The sequence below is a fragment of the Actinomadura formosensis genome (assembly GCF_050948385.1).
Taxonomy (GTDB): Bacteria; Actinomycetota; Actinomycetes; order Streptosporangiales; family Streptosporangiaceae; genus Spirillospora; species Spirillospora formosensis.
Map to the genome: position 1 here is coordinate 3,174,395 of NZ_CP192011.1, position 14,856 is coordinate 3,189,250.

Annotated in this window: 15 protein-coding genes; 9 read left to right on the top strand and 6 right to left on the bottom strand. The window is 73.0% G+C overall.

Going from position 1 to position 14,856, the window contains the following annotated elements; genetic code table 11:
- Positions 1 to 272: 272 nt before the first annotated feature.
- Positions 273 to 416, top strand: a complete 144-nt coding sequence (locus ACQP1N_RS15020; protein ID WP_407642262.1) for an ATP-binding protein — start codon at positions 273 to 275, stop codon at positions 414 to 416.
- On the opposite strand, the gene ACQP1N_RS15025 is transcribed toward ACQP1N_RS15020, so the two are convergent.
- Complete coding sequence (locus ACQP1N_RS15025) at positions 401 to 1,063, bottom strand: class I SAM-dependent methyltransferase (protein WP_242609063.1); 663 nt, start codon at positions 1,061 to 1,063, stop codon at positions 401 to 403. The genes ACQP1N_RS15020 and ACQP1N_RS15025 overlap by 16 nt on opposite strands.
- A 329-nt stretch (positions 1,064 to 1,392) precedes the next feature.
- Between ACQP1N_RS15025 and murA the strand changes: the two genes are divergently transcribed.
- From murA to ACQP1N_RS15040, 3 genes are all read left to right on the top strand, one after another.
- The gene (gene murA / locus ACQP1N_RS15030) at positions 1,393 to 2,694 is read left to right on the top strand and encodes a UDP-N-acetylglucosamine 1-carboxyvinyltransferase (RefSeq protein WP_067807428.1); all 1,302 of its coding nucleotides are present in this window, start codon (positions 1,393 to 1,395) and stop codon (positions 2,692 to 2,694) included.
- A 94-nt stretch (positions 2,695 to 2,788) separates the two neighbouring features.
- On the top strand, positions 2,789 to 3,682 hold the full coding sequence (locus ACQP1N_RS15035) for a hypothetical protein (RefSeq protein ID WP_067807431.1): 894 nt from the start codon (positions 2,789 to 2,791) through the stop codon (positions 3,680 to 3,682).
- Between the two features lie 108 nt (positions 3,683 to 3,790).
- A complete protein-coding gene (locus ACQP1N_RS15040; RefSeq protein ID WP_433231966.1) occupies positions 3,791 to 5,347 on the top strand; it encodes an FAD-dependent monooxygenase in 1,557 nt (518 codons plus the stop codon).
- A 132-nt stretch (positions 5,348 to 5,479) separates the two neighbouring features.
- Here ACQP1N_RS15040 and ACQP1N_RS15045 read toward each other — a convergent pair whose 3' ends face one another.
- Positions 5,480 to 5,887, bottom strand: coding sequence for a DUF2795 domain-containing protein (locus ACQP1N_RS15045; protein ID WP_067807636.1), 408 nt, complete (start codon positions 5,885 to 5,887; stop codon positions 5,480 to 5,482).
- 151 nt (positions 5,888 to 6,038) lie between these two features.
- Between ACQP1N_RS15045 and ACQP1N_RS15050 the strand changes: the two genes are divergently transcribed.
- Positions 6,039 to 7,484, top strand: a complete 1,446-nt coding sequence (locus tag ACQP1N_RS15050) for an aminotransferase class V-fold PLP-dependent enzyme (RefSeq protein ID WP_433231970.1) — start codon at positions 6,039 to 6,041, stop codon at positions 7,482 to 7,484.
- Between the two features lie 36 nt (positions 7,485 to 7,520).
- Here the strand turns inward: ACQP1N_RS15050 and ACQP1N_RS15055 are convergent, their stop codons facing one another.
- Entirely contained in the window at positions 7,521 to 8,927 is a 1,407-nt protein-coding gene (locus tag ACQP1N_RS15055) for a cytochrome (RefSeq protein ID WP_433231973.1), read from the bottom strand.
- Between the two features lie 145 nt (positions 8,928 to 9,072).
- On the opposite strand from ACQP1N_RS15055, the gene ACQP1N_RS15060 reads away from it, so the two are divergent.
- Entirely contained in the window at positions 9,073 to 9,261 is a 189-nt protein-coding gene (locus ACQP1N_RS15060) for a DUF5302 domain-containing protein (RefSeq protein ID WP_067807642.1), read from the top strand.
- A 54-nt stretch (positions 9,262 to 9,315) separates the two neighbouring features.
- On the opposite strand, the gene ACQP1N_RS15065 is transcribed toward ACQP1N_RS15060, so the two are convergent.
- The 3 genes from ACQP1N_RS15065 to ACQP1N_RS15075 all read right to left on the bottom strand — a co-directional run bounded on the left by ACQP1N_RS15065 (position 9,316) and on the right by ACQP1N_RS15075 (position 12,083).
- On the bottom strand, positions 9,316 to 9,954 hold the full coding sequence (locus ACQP1N_RS15065; RefSeq protein ID WP_067807644.1) for a pyridoxamine 5'-phosphate oxidase family protein: 639 nt from the start codon (positions 9,952 to 9,954) through the stop codon (positions 9,316 to 9,318).
- A gap of 107 nt (positions 9,955 to 10,061) precedes the next feature.
- On the bottom strand, positions 10,062 to 11,099 hold the full coding sequence (locus ACQP1N_RS15070) for an MBL fold metallo-hydrolase (RefSeq protein ID WP_067807647.1): 1,038 nt from the start codon (positions 11,097 to 11,099) through the stop codon (positions 10,062 to 10,064).
- A gap of 102 nt (positions 11,100 to 11,201) precedes the next feature.
- Complete coding sequence (locus tag ACQP1N_RS15075) at positions 11,202 to 12,083, bottom strand: hypothetical protein (protein ID WP_433231977.1); 882 nt, start codon at positions 12,081 to 12,083, stop codon at positions 11,202 to 11,204.
- A gap of 102 nt (positions 12,084 to 12,185) precedes the next feature.
- Between ACQP1N_RS15075 and ACQP1N_RS15080 the strand changes: the two genes are divergently transcribed.
- The 3 genes from ACQP1N_RS15080 to ACQP1N_RS15090 all read left to right on the top strand — a co-directional run bounded on the left by ACQP1N_RS15080 (position 12,186) and on the right by ACQP1N_RS15090 (position 14,750).
- Positions 12,186 to 12,830: a PadR family transcriptional regulator gene (locus tag ACQP1N_RS15080; RefSeq protein WP_067793781.1), complete on the top strand. Its 645-nt coding sequence runs from the start codon at positions 12,186 to 12,188 to the stop codon at positions 12,828 to 12,830.
- Between the two features lie 157 nt (positions 12,831 to 12,987).
- A complete protein-coding gene (locus ACQP1N_RS15085) occupies positions 12,988 to 13,965 on the top strand; it encodes an ATP-binding cassette domain-containing protein (RefSeq protein WP_433231980.1) in 978 nt (325 codons plus the stop codon).
- Positions 13,962 to 14,750, top strand: coding sequence for an ABC transporter permease (locus ACQP1N_RS15090; RefSeq protein ID WP_207393999.1), 789 nt, complete (start codon positions 13,962 to 13,964; stop codon positions 14,748 to 14,750). The genes ACQP1N_RS15085 and ACQP1N_RS15090 overlap by 4 nt, the downstream gene beginning before the upstream one ends.
- Positions 14,751 to 14,856: the final 106 nt, after the last annotated feature.

A 14,856-nucleotide genomic window follows, 5' to 3' on the forward strand; every position in this document is an offset into this window, starting at 1 on the left:
GCGGGCTCTCATTTTGGGATGAGACAGACGAACAGTCATAAACATGGCTCCGGAAGTACCGCTCTTGCCTCGCCTGTCTCAACCGGCTCCCGTGTTGTTCTCCGAGCGAGGTCGCCGCACACAAGGATCGTCACCTATCACCAAATTTCAGGATCAAACGTCCTCTCAGACCGTCGCTCCGCGATCTCCCGTTTCGTGCACTGGCGTCGTGGGCTTGCCGAGGCGGAACACGCCAGGGCGGCCTGGGCACAGCCCTCGGCGGTGGCGACGAAGTGCTGGCCACCGCCATCCTCGACCGCCTCCCGCATCACTGCGAAGTCCTCGCGATCAACGGCCCCAGCCACCCGGCTCAAGAACCGGATGACCGAAGCCACCGCCGCCGGATGAGATTTCATAGACGTCATCCAGTTTGGTGAGGCGATGCCGGCGACTCTGTTCCGTCATCAGGGGAGGTAGCCCAGAACAGGACGTGGCCGCTATCGCCCTCAGGAACGAACTCCTCAGCCTGAACGATCAGACCAGACCGTGTGATCCAGTCCCGGTTGGTGGCCGCGTCGGCGTGGCTCCACCACATGGCAACCCCGCTGCCGAGCCAGTCGCTGTCGGTCCCCGTCCACGCGAGATGCCCCATGGTGCCCAGGAACCATCCACCAGGGCGCAGCCAGGCAGCGATCCGTTCCAGCAACAGTCGCTGCTGCTCCAAAGGGATGTGGATCAATGTATACATCGCCACCACCGCGTCGAACGACGCGGGCGCGAACTCCACGGTTGTGACATCACCGTGCATGAAGGCGGCGCCGGGAACCAGCACGCGAGCCCGACGGATCTGAACCTCGCTGATGTCGATCCCGGTGAGACGATGGCCTGCATCACTCAGATCTCGAGCGACCGGTATGCCGCAGCCGCATCCGATGTCCAGCACCGCAGCCTGCGCGGGAAGCCGCTCACATAGCTCCGCGATCCAAGACTGGTACTTACCGTCGGCCGCGAACTCCTGCTCGTAACGTTCAGATAGCAGGTCATATCCGCGCCGGACCAGTTCCTTGGGATCTTCAGCCTTCACAACCCAGTACGTTATCGGTCGCACCAGGCAGCTCCGCATTTACGTGTACTCGGCTCTGCACATCAAGGAGTACGCCGACATGCAGCATGTGTGCCGCAGGCAAGGGGGCGGGCGGGCCCCGCACTGATGAGCCGGTGGCCTCGGAGGCTCACGCCAGGACCTCTGCGGACGGCTGCGACAGGATCATCGTTCCGTGATGGCCGCCATGCGCGCTCGACCTGCCGAATCAGCGGCTCCGGCGGCCGTCGCTCCGGCGCTGGCCGGGGCGGACGTGCCGGGATCGGGGCGAATCCACCGGGTGGGCGGTGGTGACACCGTAGGCTGCTCGGGTGAGTGAGAAGGTTTGGCAGATCGAGCCGTCGGGGCCGTTGCGCGGGGACGTGACCGTGCGGGGGGCGAAGAACGCGGTCAGCAAGCACATGGTCGCGGCGATGCTGGGGGACGGGCCGAGCACCATCGGCAACGCGCCGGACGTCGGCGAGGTCGGCATAACGGCGGGGATGCTGGAGCACGTCGGGATGTCCGTGGAGCGGGCCGGCGGTGAGGTGACGGTCGTGCCGGGGCCGGTGTCGGACCCGAGCGTCGGCAAGGCGTTCACCGGGTTGAACCGCATCCCGATCCTGATGCTGGGGCCGCTGCTGCACCGGGCGGGGGAGGCGTTCGTGCCGCTGGTCGGGGGCGACCCGATCGGCAGGCGGCCCGTCGACTTCCACGTGGACGCGTTGCGGGCGTTCGGCGCCGAGATGACGTATGCGGCGGACGGGATCCACGCGCGGGCGACGCGGCTGGTGGGGACGCGCATCGAGCTGCCGTATCCGAGTGTCGGCGCGACGGAGACCGTCCTGCTCGCGGCCGTACGGGCGGAGGGGAAGACCGTCATCCGCAACGCGGCGACGGAGCCGGAGATCATCGAGCTGGCGCTGTTCCTGCAGCGGATGGGGGCGCGGATCTCGTTCGCGCCCGACCGGCGGATCGTCGTCGAGGGCGTCGAGCGGTTGAGCGGCGCGCAGACGCGGCTGGACGGTGACCGGATCGAAGCGTTCTCCTACCTGGTGGCGGGGCTCGTCACCGGGGGAGAGGTGCGGGTGCACGGCTGCCCGCAGGACCGGCTGGTCACCGCGATCACGACGCTGACCCGCATGGGTGCGCAGTTCGAGATCACCGATGACTGGATCATGGCGTCGGCGCCGGACGGATTGCGTCCCGCGGCGGTGCAGACCGACACCCATCCGGGGTTCGCGACGGACTGGCAGACACCCCTGATGGTCCTGTTCACACAGGCCGAAGGTATGTCGGTGCTGCACGAGACCGTGTACGAGAACCGGCTTGCGTATGTGCCCGCGCTGCAGAGCATGGGTGCGGAGATCGAGGTTTACGACACGTGCCTGGGCGGCCCGGCCTGCCGGTATCACGACACGGCGGCTCTGCACTCGGCCGTGGTGCGGGGCGTCACCAAGCTCCGGGGCGGGGACGTGACCATGCCCGACATCCGGGCCGGGTTCTCGGCGGTGCTGGCCGCGGCGGTCGCGGAGGGGCCGTCCACGCTCAGGGGCGTGCACCACATCGAGCGCGGCTACCACCGTCCGGTGGAGCAGTTCCGGACGCTGGGGCTCGCGCTGCAGGAGGGGTAGCGGACGACCTGGTCGCGGGTGATGCAGCCGTTCCTTGCCCCCTGATGGCCGAAACCTGCAAGACGAGTGCGCCGCCGGCGGTCACGCTGGAGTCATGAACCTCGACAGGGCATCGGACTTCATGGCCATGCACGCGCGTCCGCTCGACCGCCGCCGCTTCGAACTGCTGACCGGTGACGGCGACAGGGACGCCCTGCCGGCCGCGCTGAACGCCTACCGGAACCCCGACGGCGGCTATGGCCACGGGCTCGAACCCGACCTGCGGTCGCGGACGAGTCAGCCGGGTCCGGCGCTGCACGCGTTCGAGGTGTTCGAGGAACTGGCGCCCGTGACCGCTCCCGAGGCCGTCGCGCTCTGCGACTGGCTGGAGTCGGTGACGCTGCCGGACGGCGGCATCCCCTTCGCGCTGCCCATCCCCGATCCCGCCGGGTGCGCGCCGTTCTGGACGGGCGCCGACCCGGAGGTGTCCTCGTTGCAGATCACCGCGGTGGTCGCGGCGATGGCCCAGCGCGTCGCCGTTCATGATGGGGCCGTGGCCAGGCATCCCTGGCTCGACCGCGCCACCCGCTACTGCCTCGACACCATCCGGGCGAAGGACGAACTGCACGCGCTGGAGCTTGCGTTCGCGCTCTGGCTGGCCGACGCCGTGGAAGACAGCGAAACGATCGCTCTGCTCGGTGAGCACATCCCGGAGAACGGTCTCGTGCACGTCCAAGGCGGCCTGGAGGGCGAGATGATGCGGCCGCTCGACTTCGCGCCCTATCCCGGCCGTCCGGCCAGGGCACTGTTCAAGGGCGAGGTCGTGGAGGCCGAACTGCGGCGTCTCGACGAGCAGCAGCAGAGCGACGGCGGGTGGCTCGTCGACTTCGCCAGCTACTCGCCGGCCGCCCGGCTGGAATGGCGCGGCTACGCGACCGTCAAGGCCGTCTCGATCCTGACCCGCGACACCCGGTACCGGAGCGCGCGGAAGAACCCCGCCCAGGGGTGAGAAACCCTTGCCGCATCGGGCCTCCGGGTAGGTGAGGACGGGCGGTTGGTGGGAAGTGTTCCCTGGGCGAGGGCCGGGCCGCCGGCCGACCGTCGAGAGGGGAGCGTGATGGCGCCCACGGGAAGGCCGACCGGGAACGTGCTGATCGTGGGGGCGGGCCCGACGGGCCTCCTGCTGGCAGGGGACCTGGCCGTGGCGGGCATCGGCTGCACGGTGCTGGAACGCCGCGCGGCGGAGACGAGCAACCTGACGCGGGCGTTCGCCGTGCACGCCCGCACCCTGGAGATGCTGGACGCGCGCGGTGTCGCCGGTGAGCTGATCGCCACCGGGGAGCGGGTGGGCGCGCTGCGGCTGCTCGGCTCGGCCGCCCTCGACCTTTCGCGGTTGCCGGGCCGTTTCCCGTTCGTGCTCGTCACGCCGCAGTACGAGACGGAACGGGTCCTGAAGGAACGGGCGCTCGCGGCCGGGGCGGAGATCGTGTACGGCACCGAGGCCGTCGGGCTCCGCCAGGACGCGGCGGGCGTGGACGTCGAGTGCCGCACGGCCGGCGGCGGGACCGGGACGCGCCGCGCGTCGTACGTCGTCGGCGCGGACGGGGTCCGCAGCACCGTCCGGCGGGAGCTCGGGCTGCCGTTCCCCGGCCAGGCGGTGCTGCGGTCGGTGATGCTCGCGGACGTCCGGCTGGACGAGGCGCCCGCCGATGTGCTGACCGTCGGCGCGGTCGGCGACGCGTTCGCGTTCCTCGCCCCGTTCGGCGACGGCTGGTATCGGGTGATCGCCTGGAACCGCAGGCACCGGGCGCCCGACTCCGAGCCCGTCGACATGGCCGAGCTGCGGGAGGTGACCCGCCGCGCGCTCGGCACCGACCACGGCATGCGCGACCCGCGCTGGACGTCCCGGTTCCGCAGCGACGAGCGGCAGGTCCCGCGGTACCGGGTGGGCCGGGTGTTCCTGGCCGGGGACGCCGCGCACGTCCACTCGCCGGCGGGCGGGCAGGGCATGAACACCGGGATGCAGGACGCGGCGAACCTCGGCTGGAAACTGGCCGCCGAGCTGCAGGGCTGGGCGCCGTCGTGGCTGCTCGACAGCTACCACGAGGAACGGCATCCGGTCGGGCGGCAGGTGCTGCGCGGCAGCGGCGCGCTGCTGCGGTTCGCGCTGGCCGAGCCGCTGTGGCTGCGCGCGGTGCGCGGCGCGGCGGCGTGGGCGGCGGCGCATGTCCGGCCGGTCGCGCGGCGCGCGGCGGGCGCCGTCTCCGGCATCGGCATCGCCTACCCGGCGCCGCGCGGGGCGCACCGGCTGACCAGGCGGCGCGCCCCGGACGTCCCGCTGGCGGGCAGCCCCGGCCGGCTGCACGAACTTCTCGGCGACGGGCGGTTCGTGCTGGTCGTCGCGGCGAACGACCCGGCCGTCACCTATCTGGCGACCAAGCGGTGGGCGGGCCGCGTGCACTGTGCGCTCGCCGGCGGCGCGACCCGGACGACGGCGCTGGTGCGCCCGGACGGCTACATCGCGTGGGCCACCGACGAGACCGCGCCGGACCTGCGGGCCGCCGAGATCCGCGACGCCCTGAGCCACTGGTGCGGGCAGCCCGCCGACCGGACCGTCCACGAACCGCGCCGGATCGGGAGCGTCCCGGGCGAGGACAAGGAGCGGAGGAGCTGACAGGGCAGGCCGGATGTCTCGGGACGGGCCGGCGCCCGCGATCGGCCGCACCGGCCCGAGACCGCCGCCCTCGTCGGCCGGATCCCGCTGCTCCGCGACCGCGCCGTCCGCGGGCAGCCCGCGCGGCGGCGGCTAGTAGCGGCGTTCCTCGCGGCCGTAGCCGAGCTGCTCGGCGACGTCGGCGACGTTCTCGTACTCGCGTTTGGGCAGCGTCCGCAGCAATTCGACCGCGTCGTCGGGTGCGCCGCCCTCGGCGGCGTGCCGGACCAGTTCGTTCGGGCGGGCCGGGTACCGGACCCCGGTGAGCATCCGGGCGAGGGCACTGCGGCCCGCGACGTCCCGCGCGCTCATCCCGGGCGGGGAGCCCTCGCGCGCGTGGGCGCCCAGAGCGGCCGGGTCCGCGGGGTGGTCGTTGGAGAACGGCTCGGTCTCCCTGAACTCCTCGGCGTGCGTGGGATGCCCGCCGCGGACCATGCCCCGCGTCTCGTGGCCGATCTCGTCGTCGAGCTTCGGGCCGTGCTTGTCGCTCTGGTCCGGCATCGTTCGTCCTCCCTGCGCGCCTACGGTCAGAGCGTTCCCGGGCCGCCGCACCCAAACATGCGCCGATCCGGTGAACCCGGCAGAGCGCCCATCTCGGTAGGGGCCCTATGATCCGGGCGGAGTGAGGACGCGCGGCAGGGGGAGGCACGCGGTGGCCGGACACATGACGCCCGAGGAGTTCCGCCGGTACGGCCGGCAGGTCGTCGACTGGATCGCCGACTACCAGGAGAAGATCGAGTCCTATCCGGTGCTGTCCCAGGCCGGGCCGGGCGAGGTGCTGAACGCCCTGCCCGCGAGCCCGCCGGAGAAGGGCGAGGGGTTCGACGCCGTCCTCGCCGACCTCGACCGCGTGATCATGCCCGGGATCACGCACTGGCAGCATCCCGGCTTCTTCGCCTACTTCCCGGCCAACGCCAGCGGCCCCGCGATCCTCGGTGACCTGCTGTCGGCCGGGCTCGGCGTCCAGGGAATGCTCTGGGCGACCAGCCCCGCCTGCACCGAACTGGAGACCCGGACGATCGACTGGCTGGCCGAGCTGCTGGATCTGCCCGGCCGGTTCCGCAGCGACGGCACCGGAGGCGGCGTCATCCAGGACTCGGCGTCCAGCGCCGCCCTTGTCGCGATCCTGGCGGCGCTCCACCGCGCGGACGGCGGGGCCGCCGGACGCGACGGCATCACCCGGCGCCACACCCTCTACATCAGCTCCCAGACCCACTCGTCCCTGGAGAAGGCCGCGAAGATCGCCGGGATCGGGGCCGCGAACGTCCGCGTCGTGGACGTCGACCCCGCGACCCTCGCGATGGACCCCGCCCACCTGGACGCGCTGCTCACCGAGGACACCGCCGCGGGCGCGCTGCCGGTGATGGTCTGCGCGACGATCGGCACCACGTCCACCACGGCCGTCGACCCGGTGCCCACGATCGGCGAGGTCTGCCGCAGGCACGGCGTCTGGCTGCACGTGGACGCGGCCTACGCGGGTGTCGCCGCCGTCTGCCCGGAGTTCCGCTGGGTCAACGACGGGCTCGCCGGGTACGCCGACTCCTACTCCACCAACCCGCACAAGTGGCTGCTCACCAACTTCGACTGCAACGCGATGTGGGTGGCCGACCGGGGACCGCTCATCGGCGCGCTGTCGATCCTGCCGGAGTACCTGCGCAACCAGGCGACCACGTCCGGCGAGGTCATCGACTACCGCGACTGGCAGATCCCGCTCGGCCGCAGGTTCCGCGCGCTGAAGCTGTGGTCGGTGATCCGCTGGTACGGGGCGGAGGGGCTGCGCGAGCACGTCCGCACCGGCGTGCGGCTCGCGCGGGACCTCGCGTCCTGGATCGACGCCGACCCCGGATTCGAGCTGCTGACGCCGCACCCGTTCGGCCTCGTCTGCTTCCGCCCGCGCTGGGACGGCATGCCGGACGAGGAGGCCGACGCGGCGACGCTGCGGCTGATGGAGCGGCTCAACGCGTCCGGCGCCCTCTACCTCACCCACACCAAGGTGGGCGGGCGCGTCCTGCTGCGCATGGCGATCGGCTCGCCCGCCACGCGTGACAAGCACGTGCGGGAGGCGTGGCGCCGCATCCGCGAGGAGGCCGCCGGCTGACCCCCCGAGCGCCGGGCCGGGACGTGGCGGGCCGGGTCAGGAGGACAGGCGCACCATCCGCAGGACACGCCGTACCAGGTTCGCGCCGCTCTCGTCCGGCGCCTCCTGCTCCGCAGCCTCCGCCGCCTCCTCCGCATCGGCGGGGGCGGCGGGCTGCGGCGCCGGCGCGTCACCGGCCAGCTCGTAGGTGACCGGCAGCGACCGCAGGCCGCGGATCAGCGGGGACGAACGCCACGGAAGCTGGTCGGCGGGCAGCGCCAGCCGCAGCGACGACAGCCGCTCGAACAGCCGCTCCACCGCGATCGTCGTGATCGCGGTGGCGAGGTCGCGGCCGAGGCAGGCGTGCGGCCCCGCGCTCCAGGCCAGGTGCGCGCGGGAGCTGTAGATGGGGTCCGGGGCGGTGGACGCGGTGAACGCCGGGTCCAGGTGCGCGGCGGCGGGCGACACCATGACCGGGTCGCCGGCCGCGATCTGGAACCGGCCGAGCCGCACGTCCGCCTTCGCCCACCGGAACGCCAGATTCGCCATCGGCGGGTTCGCGGCCGCCGCCCGGTTGATCACCTCCGGGATCATCCCGGCGGACAGGCTGGCGCGGGCACCGGTCTCGCCGATCAGCACCTCGGTGATGGTGTTGCAGATCAGCGTCCCCGTCACGTCGCCGACCAGCCCGGTCATCATCGACATCTCGCGGGCCAGTTCCTCGGCGGTCAGGTCGGGGGCCGCGGCGAGCAGGTAGGACGGCAGGTCCGCGCCGGGGGCGGCCATCCGCGCCGCGCACACGTCCGCGACCCGGGCGAGCAGCCGGTCCGACGCCTCCCGCGCCTCCGGGCCGGCGTCCATCACCCGCCACAGGTCGATGATCAGTTCGTCGTCGCCGTCCGCCCCGGTGCCGAGCAGCCGCCCGATGACCATCAGCGGCAGCGGGCGCGCGTACTGGGCGGACAGGTCGGCCCAGCCGGCGGGGCCGCTCTCGGCCAGCACGGTGATCAGCTCGTCGGCGTACCGGCGGACGGCCTGCTCCAGCGCCTTCGCCTCCGGCCGGGTACGGTCCTGGAACGGCCGGAGCCCCTCGCTCCAGGCGCTGCGGAGCCGGGTCGAGTCGGCGCCGTCGCGGAACGCCGAGTTGCCGGACTCGACCACCGGCAGCATCGGCCAGTCCGCCGGGACGGAGCCCTCCCGGTACCGGCGCCAGTTCTCCACCCGCCTGCTCCAGATGCCGCGGGTGTCGCGCATGACGTCCAGGGTCTGCGCGTAGCCGATGACGAGCCACGCCGGGACGCCGAGGACGTCCACCGGTGCGACCGGCCCGTACTCCGCGCGCAGCCGCTCGTAGAAGGCCGCGGGACGCGACTCGTAGTCGCGGTTCAGCAGCGGCTGGACGGCGAGCGCGTCCAGTGGCGGGTGGGCGGGGGCGGGGTCTGCCTGCGGTGTCTGGGGCTCCACGGGCACAAACCATAGGAGAGATCGTTTGCCCCTGACATGGTTTGGGGCGGAATCTCCGGAGATGATCTTCCGGTGGGGGCCGGATGGCCGATTCCCCAGGTGGTGTGTGAAGCTGGGGGGGCCACCGACAGAGCTGGAGGTCCGCATGGCCGACTCGTCAGGAGAACCCACGGACGGCGAGGACGACGTGAAGCGCAGGTTCCGGGAGGCCCTGGAGCGCAAGCGCGGAGCGGCGGGCAAGAACGCCGGCGCGGCCGGCAGGAGCGGCTCGAAGGTGCGCGGCGCGCATGAGCGCGCCGATCACCAGCGGCAGTTCCGCCGCAAGAGCGGCTGACCGGGCCGCGCCGACGATGACCCCTGCGCCGCGGGCGCGGGGGTCAGCCGCCGCTCAGCCCCCGTACAGCTTCTTGGAGTAGGTGCCCTCGGAGTAGTACTCCTCCAGCTGCTCCAGGTTCTCCTCGGTGTACTGGACGTCCTTCACGATCCGGGCGTGCGACGGCAGCGAGTCCGGGTTCCAGGTCTCCGGCTTCCACACCTTCGAGCGCATCAGCGCCTTCGCGCAGTGGAAGAAGATCTGCTCGATGTCCACGACCAGGGCGAGCGCCGGGCGGTGCCCCTTGACGACCATCTCGTCGAAGAACGGCGCGTCCCGGACGAGCGTGGCCCGGCCGTTGATCCGCAGCGTCTCGCCGCGTCCGGGGACGAGGAAGATCAGCCCGACGTGCGGGTTGCTCAGCACGTTCATGAACCCGTCCACGCGCCGGTTGCCGGGACGGTCCGGGACGGCGATCGTCGTGTCGTCGATGACGTGCACGAATCCGGGCGGGTCGCCCTTGGGGGAGACGTCGCAGTTGCCGTCCGCGTCGCTGGTGGAGATCAGGCAGAACGGGGACCGGGCGAGCCACTCGCGGTCCCAGGCGTGCAGCGTGACGCGCTCCTTGTCGATCGCCCGCCGCATCGGCGCGCCGAGAAGCTCGCGCAGCTCCGCCGCGGAGGTGATCGCAGTGAACTCGGGGGCGCGCGTCATCGGCGCTCCTTCCACCGGGGAAAACAGAAGATCAGCGTAACCCGGGGGCTTCCCGGGCCTCGGCGGCAGGGGGCGGCGCCGGATCGGTGCCGCGCCGGGAGCGCGGGTCAGCGCCTCGGCGCGTAGCGGCGGACGCCCGCCTCCTCGTGCGCGTCCAGGACGCCCTGGTCGGTCAGGACGTCCAGGTGCGCCTCGATCTCCAGGACGGCCAGCATCCGGCTGAACGCGTCGAGATCGCCGAGCGCGCGCCCGCGGCGCGTCCACGGCATGGCCTCCGCGACCTCGAACGCCGTGCCGCGGCCCGCCCGGACCTGCGCGGCGGCGGCGTCCAGGCGCTGGGCGTGGTGCTCCAGCAGCTCGTCGATCCGGGTGTGGACGCTGGGGCTCACCGGGCCGTGCGCGGGCAGCAGCAGCGTGTCCGGCATGTCGCGGACCAGCCGCAGCGAGTCCAGATAGCTGCGCAGCGGCCTTGGCTCCGGCTCGGTCTCCAGCCCGATCGACGGGGTGATGTGCGGCAGGATGTGGTCGCCCGCGAACAGCAGGCCGGCGCCGGCGTCCCGCAGGACGATGTGGCCGCGCGTGTGGCCCGGTGTGGCGAACACCTCCAGGTCCCGCCCGGTGAGGCCGACGCGTTCCCCGTCGTCCAGCCAGGCGTCCGGCAGCGTGTGCGGGATGTCCCGTTCGGAACGGTCCACATCCAGGGCCGCGATCTCGTCGGCCACGCCGCCCGCGCCGCACCTGCGCAGCATCTCGATCTGGCGGGGATGCAGCCCCCGGCGGACGTCGAACGCCTCGATCGACGGCCGCTCGCCGCGCCCGATCCGGACCCGCGTCCCGAACGACTCGCGCAGCGCGAGCGCCTGCGAGTAGTGGTCCCAGTGCGCGTGCGTGACGAGGAACTGCGCCACGTCGCCGAGCCCGTGGCCGAGCGCGCGGAGGGCCCTCTCCATCGTCGCGCGCGTGTCGGGCATCGCCCAGCCGGAGTCCACGACGACGAGGCCCTCGGCGTCCTCGATGACGTACACGTTGACGGAGTGCAGCGACGGGATGGGCAGCGCCAGCGGGACGCGGTGCACCCCCGGCACCACCGGATGAGCACCCGGCTCGGTCCAGTCAGTCGGCTGCTCCACGACCGGTGCCGTCACCGCGCGCTCCCTTGATTGTCGAATCACGTTCGGATTGAACCTACTTCATCCCGAACATCCGTTCGCCGCCGGGCCCGCGGGCAGACCCGGGTCGGTCTCGGGTCAGTCCCGGCGCGTGTCGCCGCCGGCGCGGCGGGCCTCGGCGGCGGCCGCGCGGGCCTCGCGCGCCGCCTCCTGCGCGCGGTTCCGGTGCTGCTCGGCGCGCGCCGCCCGCCGGGACGCCGCGTCCCGCTCGGCGACGGCCCGGTCCAGCTCGCGGCGGAGCCGGCCCACCTCGGCGGACGCCTCATCGGCCGCGCGTTTCGCCGCGCCGGCCTGGTCCGCCCGCTCGGCCAGCCTCCGCTCGGCCTCCTCCGCGCGCTTGCGCAGCGTCTCCGCCCGCCTTGCCCGCGCCGCGTTCGTCCGCGCGGTGTGCGGCTTCGGCCGTGCGGGCTTCTTCTCCTCGGCCGGCGGCCTCTTCGGCCCGGGTTCCGGTTCGGCGCGTTCCCTGCCGGCCGGGGGCGCCATGGGGAACCCGGCCGGGACGAAGCCCGTGTGGCTGCGGGGCTGCGCCAGCCGTCCCTCGCGGACCTCCTCGGCGATCCCCCCGTCCACCGTGGCGGCCTGAAGGGTGTCCTCGACCTCCCGGACGGCCTGCTCGCGCAGGGGGGCGCCCGCGTCGGCCGCGAGGTCTCCGGCCGTCCGCACGAGCGAGGCGACCAGCCGGGCGCGCCGCTGCTCCAGGTCGTGGAGGCCGCCGCCGGAACCCCACGCCGCGCGCATCCCGGCCCCCACCTCCAGCAGCCGCTCCAGTTCGCCGGCGGCGGAGCGGCTGAGGAGGTTCACCGCCCACGCCGACAGTGTCGGACGCCGCAGCGCGCCGATCCGCCGGGCGAGGGGCGCGTCGCCGTCCCGCTTCGCCTCCCGTGCCAGCCGGTTCCGCGCCGCCACGAATCGTGCGGGCGGGACGCCGTAGAGCTCGTCGGCCGCACTGGAGAAGTCCACGCCCGGTCCCTACCCGCGCCCGCGTCTCCTGGACCGGGCTGGACGGACCGGAGCGCACCCGCCTATACTCGCTTACGAGTACTCGTGTACGAGGAGGGCGGGATGGCCAAGCGGCGCAAGGTGAGCAATCTGCTCGGGCTCGCCGTGCTGTCCACGGTCTCCGCCAGGCCGATGCACCCGTACGAGATGGCCGCGCTGATGCGCGCGCGCGGCAAGGACCGCGACATGGACATCAAGTGGGGCTCCCTCTACACCGTGGTGCGCAACCTGGAGAAACACGGGTTCCTGGCCGTCGAGGGAAGCGTCCGGGAAGGGGCGCGGCCCGAGCGCACCGTCTACCGCATCACGGACGCCGGCCTGGCGGAACTCGCCGACTGGGTCCGGGAACTGATCGCGGTGCCCGAGCGCGAGTTTCCCCGGTTCGAGGCCGGGCTGTCCGTCCTCGGCGCACTGGGGCCGGACGAGGCGGCCGAGCTGCTGCGTCGGCGCCTCGACACGATGGAGCGGCGGATCGCCGAGGACCGGGCCGCTCTCGCGGCGGAGACCGAGGTGCCGCGCATCTTCCTGATCGAGGCCGAATACGACCTGGCGATCAGGCGCGCGGAGGCCGAGTGGGTCCGCGGATTCCTCGCCGAGATCGAGGACGGCTCACTGCCGGGCCTCGGCCTGTGGCGGGCGTTCCACGAGACCGGGGAGATCCCGCCCGAGATCGCCGAACTGGCGGAGAGGGGAGCCTCGAAGGAGTAGCCGAAGCGAGGCCCGGCGGCGGTGCGGCAACACCGCCGCCGGGCCGGAGAACCCACCACCCAGACCTCGCACGGAGCCGGGCCCTGGCGGCGAGCACGCACTCCCAGCCTATCCGGGACCCCTCCGTCGAGCGTGTTGCGCTGCAATGGAGGAGACCATGGCGCACGCCATCGAGGCCGACGGCCTCGTGAAGACCTATCCCGGCGACGTCCGGGCCTTGGACGGCCTGTCCATCACGGTCGGCCAGGGCGAGATCCTCGGGGTGCTCGGCCCCAACGGGGCGGGCAAGTCCACCACCGTCAAGATCTTGACCACGCTGATCCGGCCGGACGCCGGAACCGCGGCGGTGGCGGGGCACGACGTGCTGCGCCGCCCCGACCGGGTCCGCCGCATCATCGGCGTCGTGTCGCAGAAGTCCGGCGCCGACCCCGAGGCGAGCGGCCGGGACAACCTGATCCTGCAGGGCCGCCTGTACGGGCTGTCCGGGACGCGGACGCGGCGCAGGACGGCCGAACTGCTCGCCCGGTTCGACCTGGACGATGCGGCCTCGCGCCCGGTGAAGACCTACTCCGGCGGGATGCGGCGGCGGCTCGACGTCGCCCTCGGCCTCGTCCACCGCCCGCAGGTGCTCTTCCTGGACGAGCCGACCACCGGGCTCGACCCGGAGGCCCGCGCCGCCCTGTGGGCGGAGATCGCCCGGCTCGCCGGGGACGAGGCCCTCGCGATCCTGCTGACCACCCACTACCTGGAGGAGGCCGACCGGCTCGCGCGGCGGCTGGCGATCGTCGACCGGGGGCGCGTCGTCGCGGAGGGCACGCCCGACGCGCTCAAGGGCGAACTGCGCGGCGACGCCGTCCACGTCGAATGGCGGGAGCCGCCCCCGGAGCCGCCGGTGCGCGATGCGCTGGGCCGGCTGCCCGGCGTCCGCGAGATCGTCCTGGACGGGCCGCGCCTCAGCGCCCGCGCCGACGACGGCGCCTCCGCCGTGCCCGCCGTCCTCGCCGCGCTCGACCAGGCGGGCGTCCCGGCCGCCGCGGCGACCGTCGCGCGGCCGTCCCTCGACGATGTCTACCTCCGCTACGCCGGACGCCGTTTCACCCGGCACGAGCCGTCCACCGCCGGAGGCGCCCGATGACCGCCCCGATGACCGCGCTGGTGACCGGAACCTGGTGGATGACCCACCGCCGGCTGTCCGCGCTGCTGCGCAACCCCGTCGTCCTCGTCCTGACGCTGGCGCAGCCGATGGTCTGGCTGTTCCTGTTCGGCGAGCTGTTCGAGAAGGTCGTCGAGCTTCCCGGGTTCGGCGTGCGGTCCTACCTGGACTACATCGTCCCCGGCGTCGTGATCATGAACGCGGTGTCGCTGAACTCGTTCGCCGGGATGGCGACCATGGACGAGATCGAACGCGGCACCCTCGACCGCTTCCTCGTCACCCCGGTGCGCCGCGGCGCGATCGCGAACGCCGGCGTCATCGAGCAGGCGCTCAGCACGGCGTTCCAGTCCCTCGTCATCATCGTGCTGGGCTGGGCGGCCGGCGCGCACTACCCCGGCGGCGCCCCCGGGCTCGCGGTGCTCGTGGCGGCCTCGGTGCTGATCGGCATCGTCCTCGCCGCACTGTCGAACACGCTCGCGCTGCTCGTCCGGGACCGCAACACGATCATCGGCCTGAACGTGATGCTGCTGCTGCCGCTCACGTTCCTGTCGTCGGCGTTCATGGCCAAAGACCTGATGCCGTCCTGGATCCGGCACGTCGCGGCCGTCAACCCGGTGAGCTGGGCCCTGGACGCCTCCCGGGCCGTGCTGTCCGGCGACCCCGACTGGAGTCCGGCCGCCCTGCACGGCTCCTGGCTCCTGGTCCTGACCGCGGCCACGGTGACCCTGGCGACGTACTCCCTCAGGAGCTACCAGAAGACCCAGTGACCGCTAGGAGGCCCGGCGGGCCCGGCCGCCCGCTGTGCGGCCGGGCCCGCGCCCACCGGCGAACCCGGCGGTTGCGCGGAGCCCCGGCGGCGGAGTCCGTAGGGTG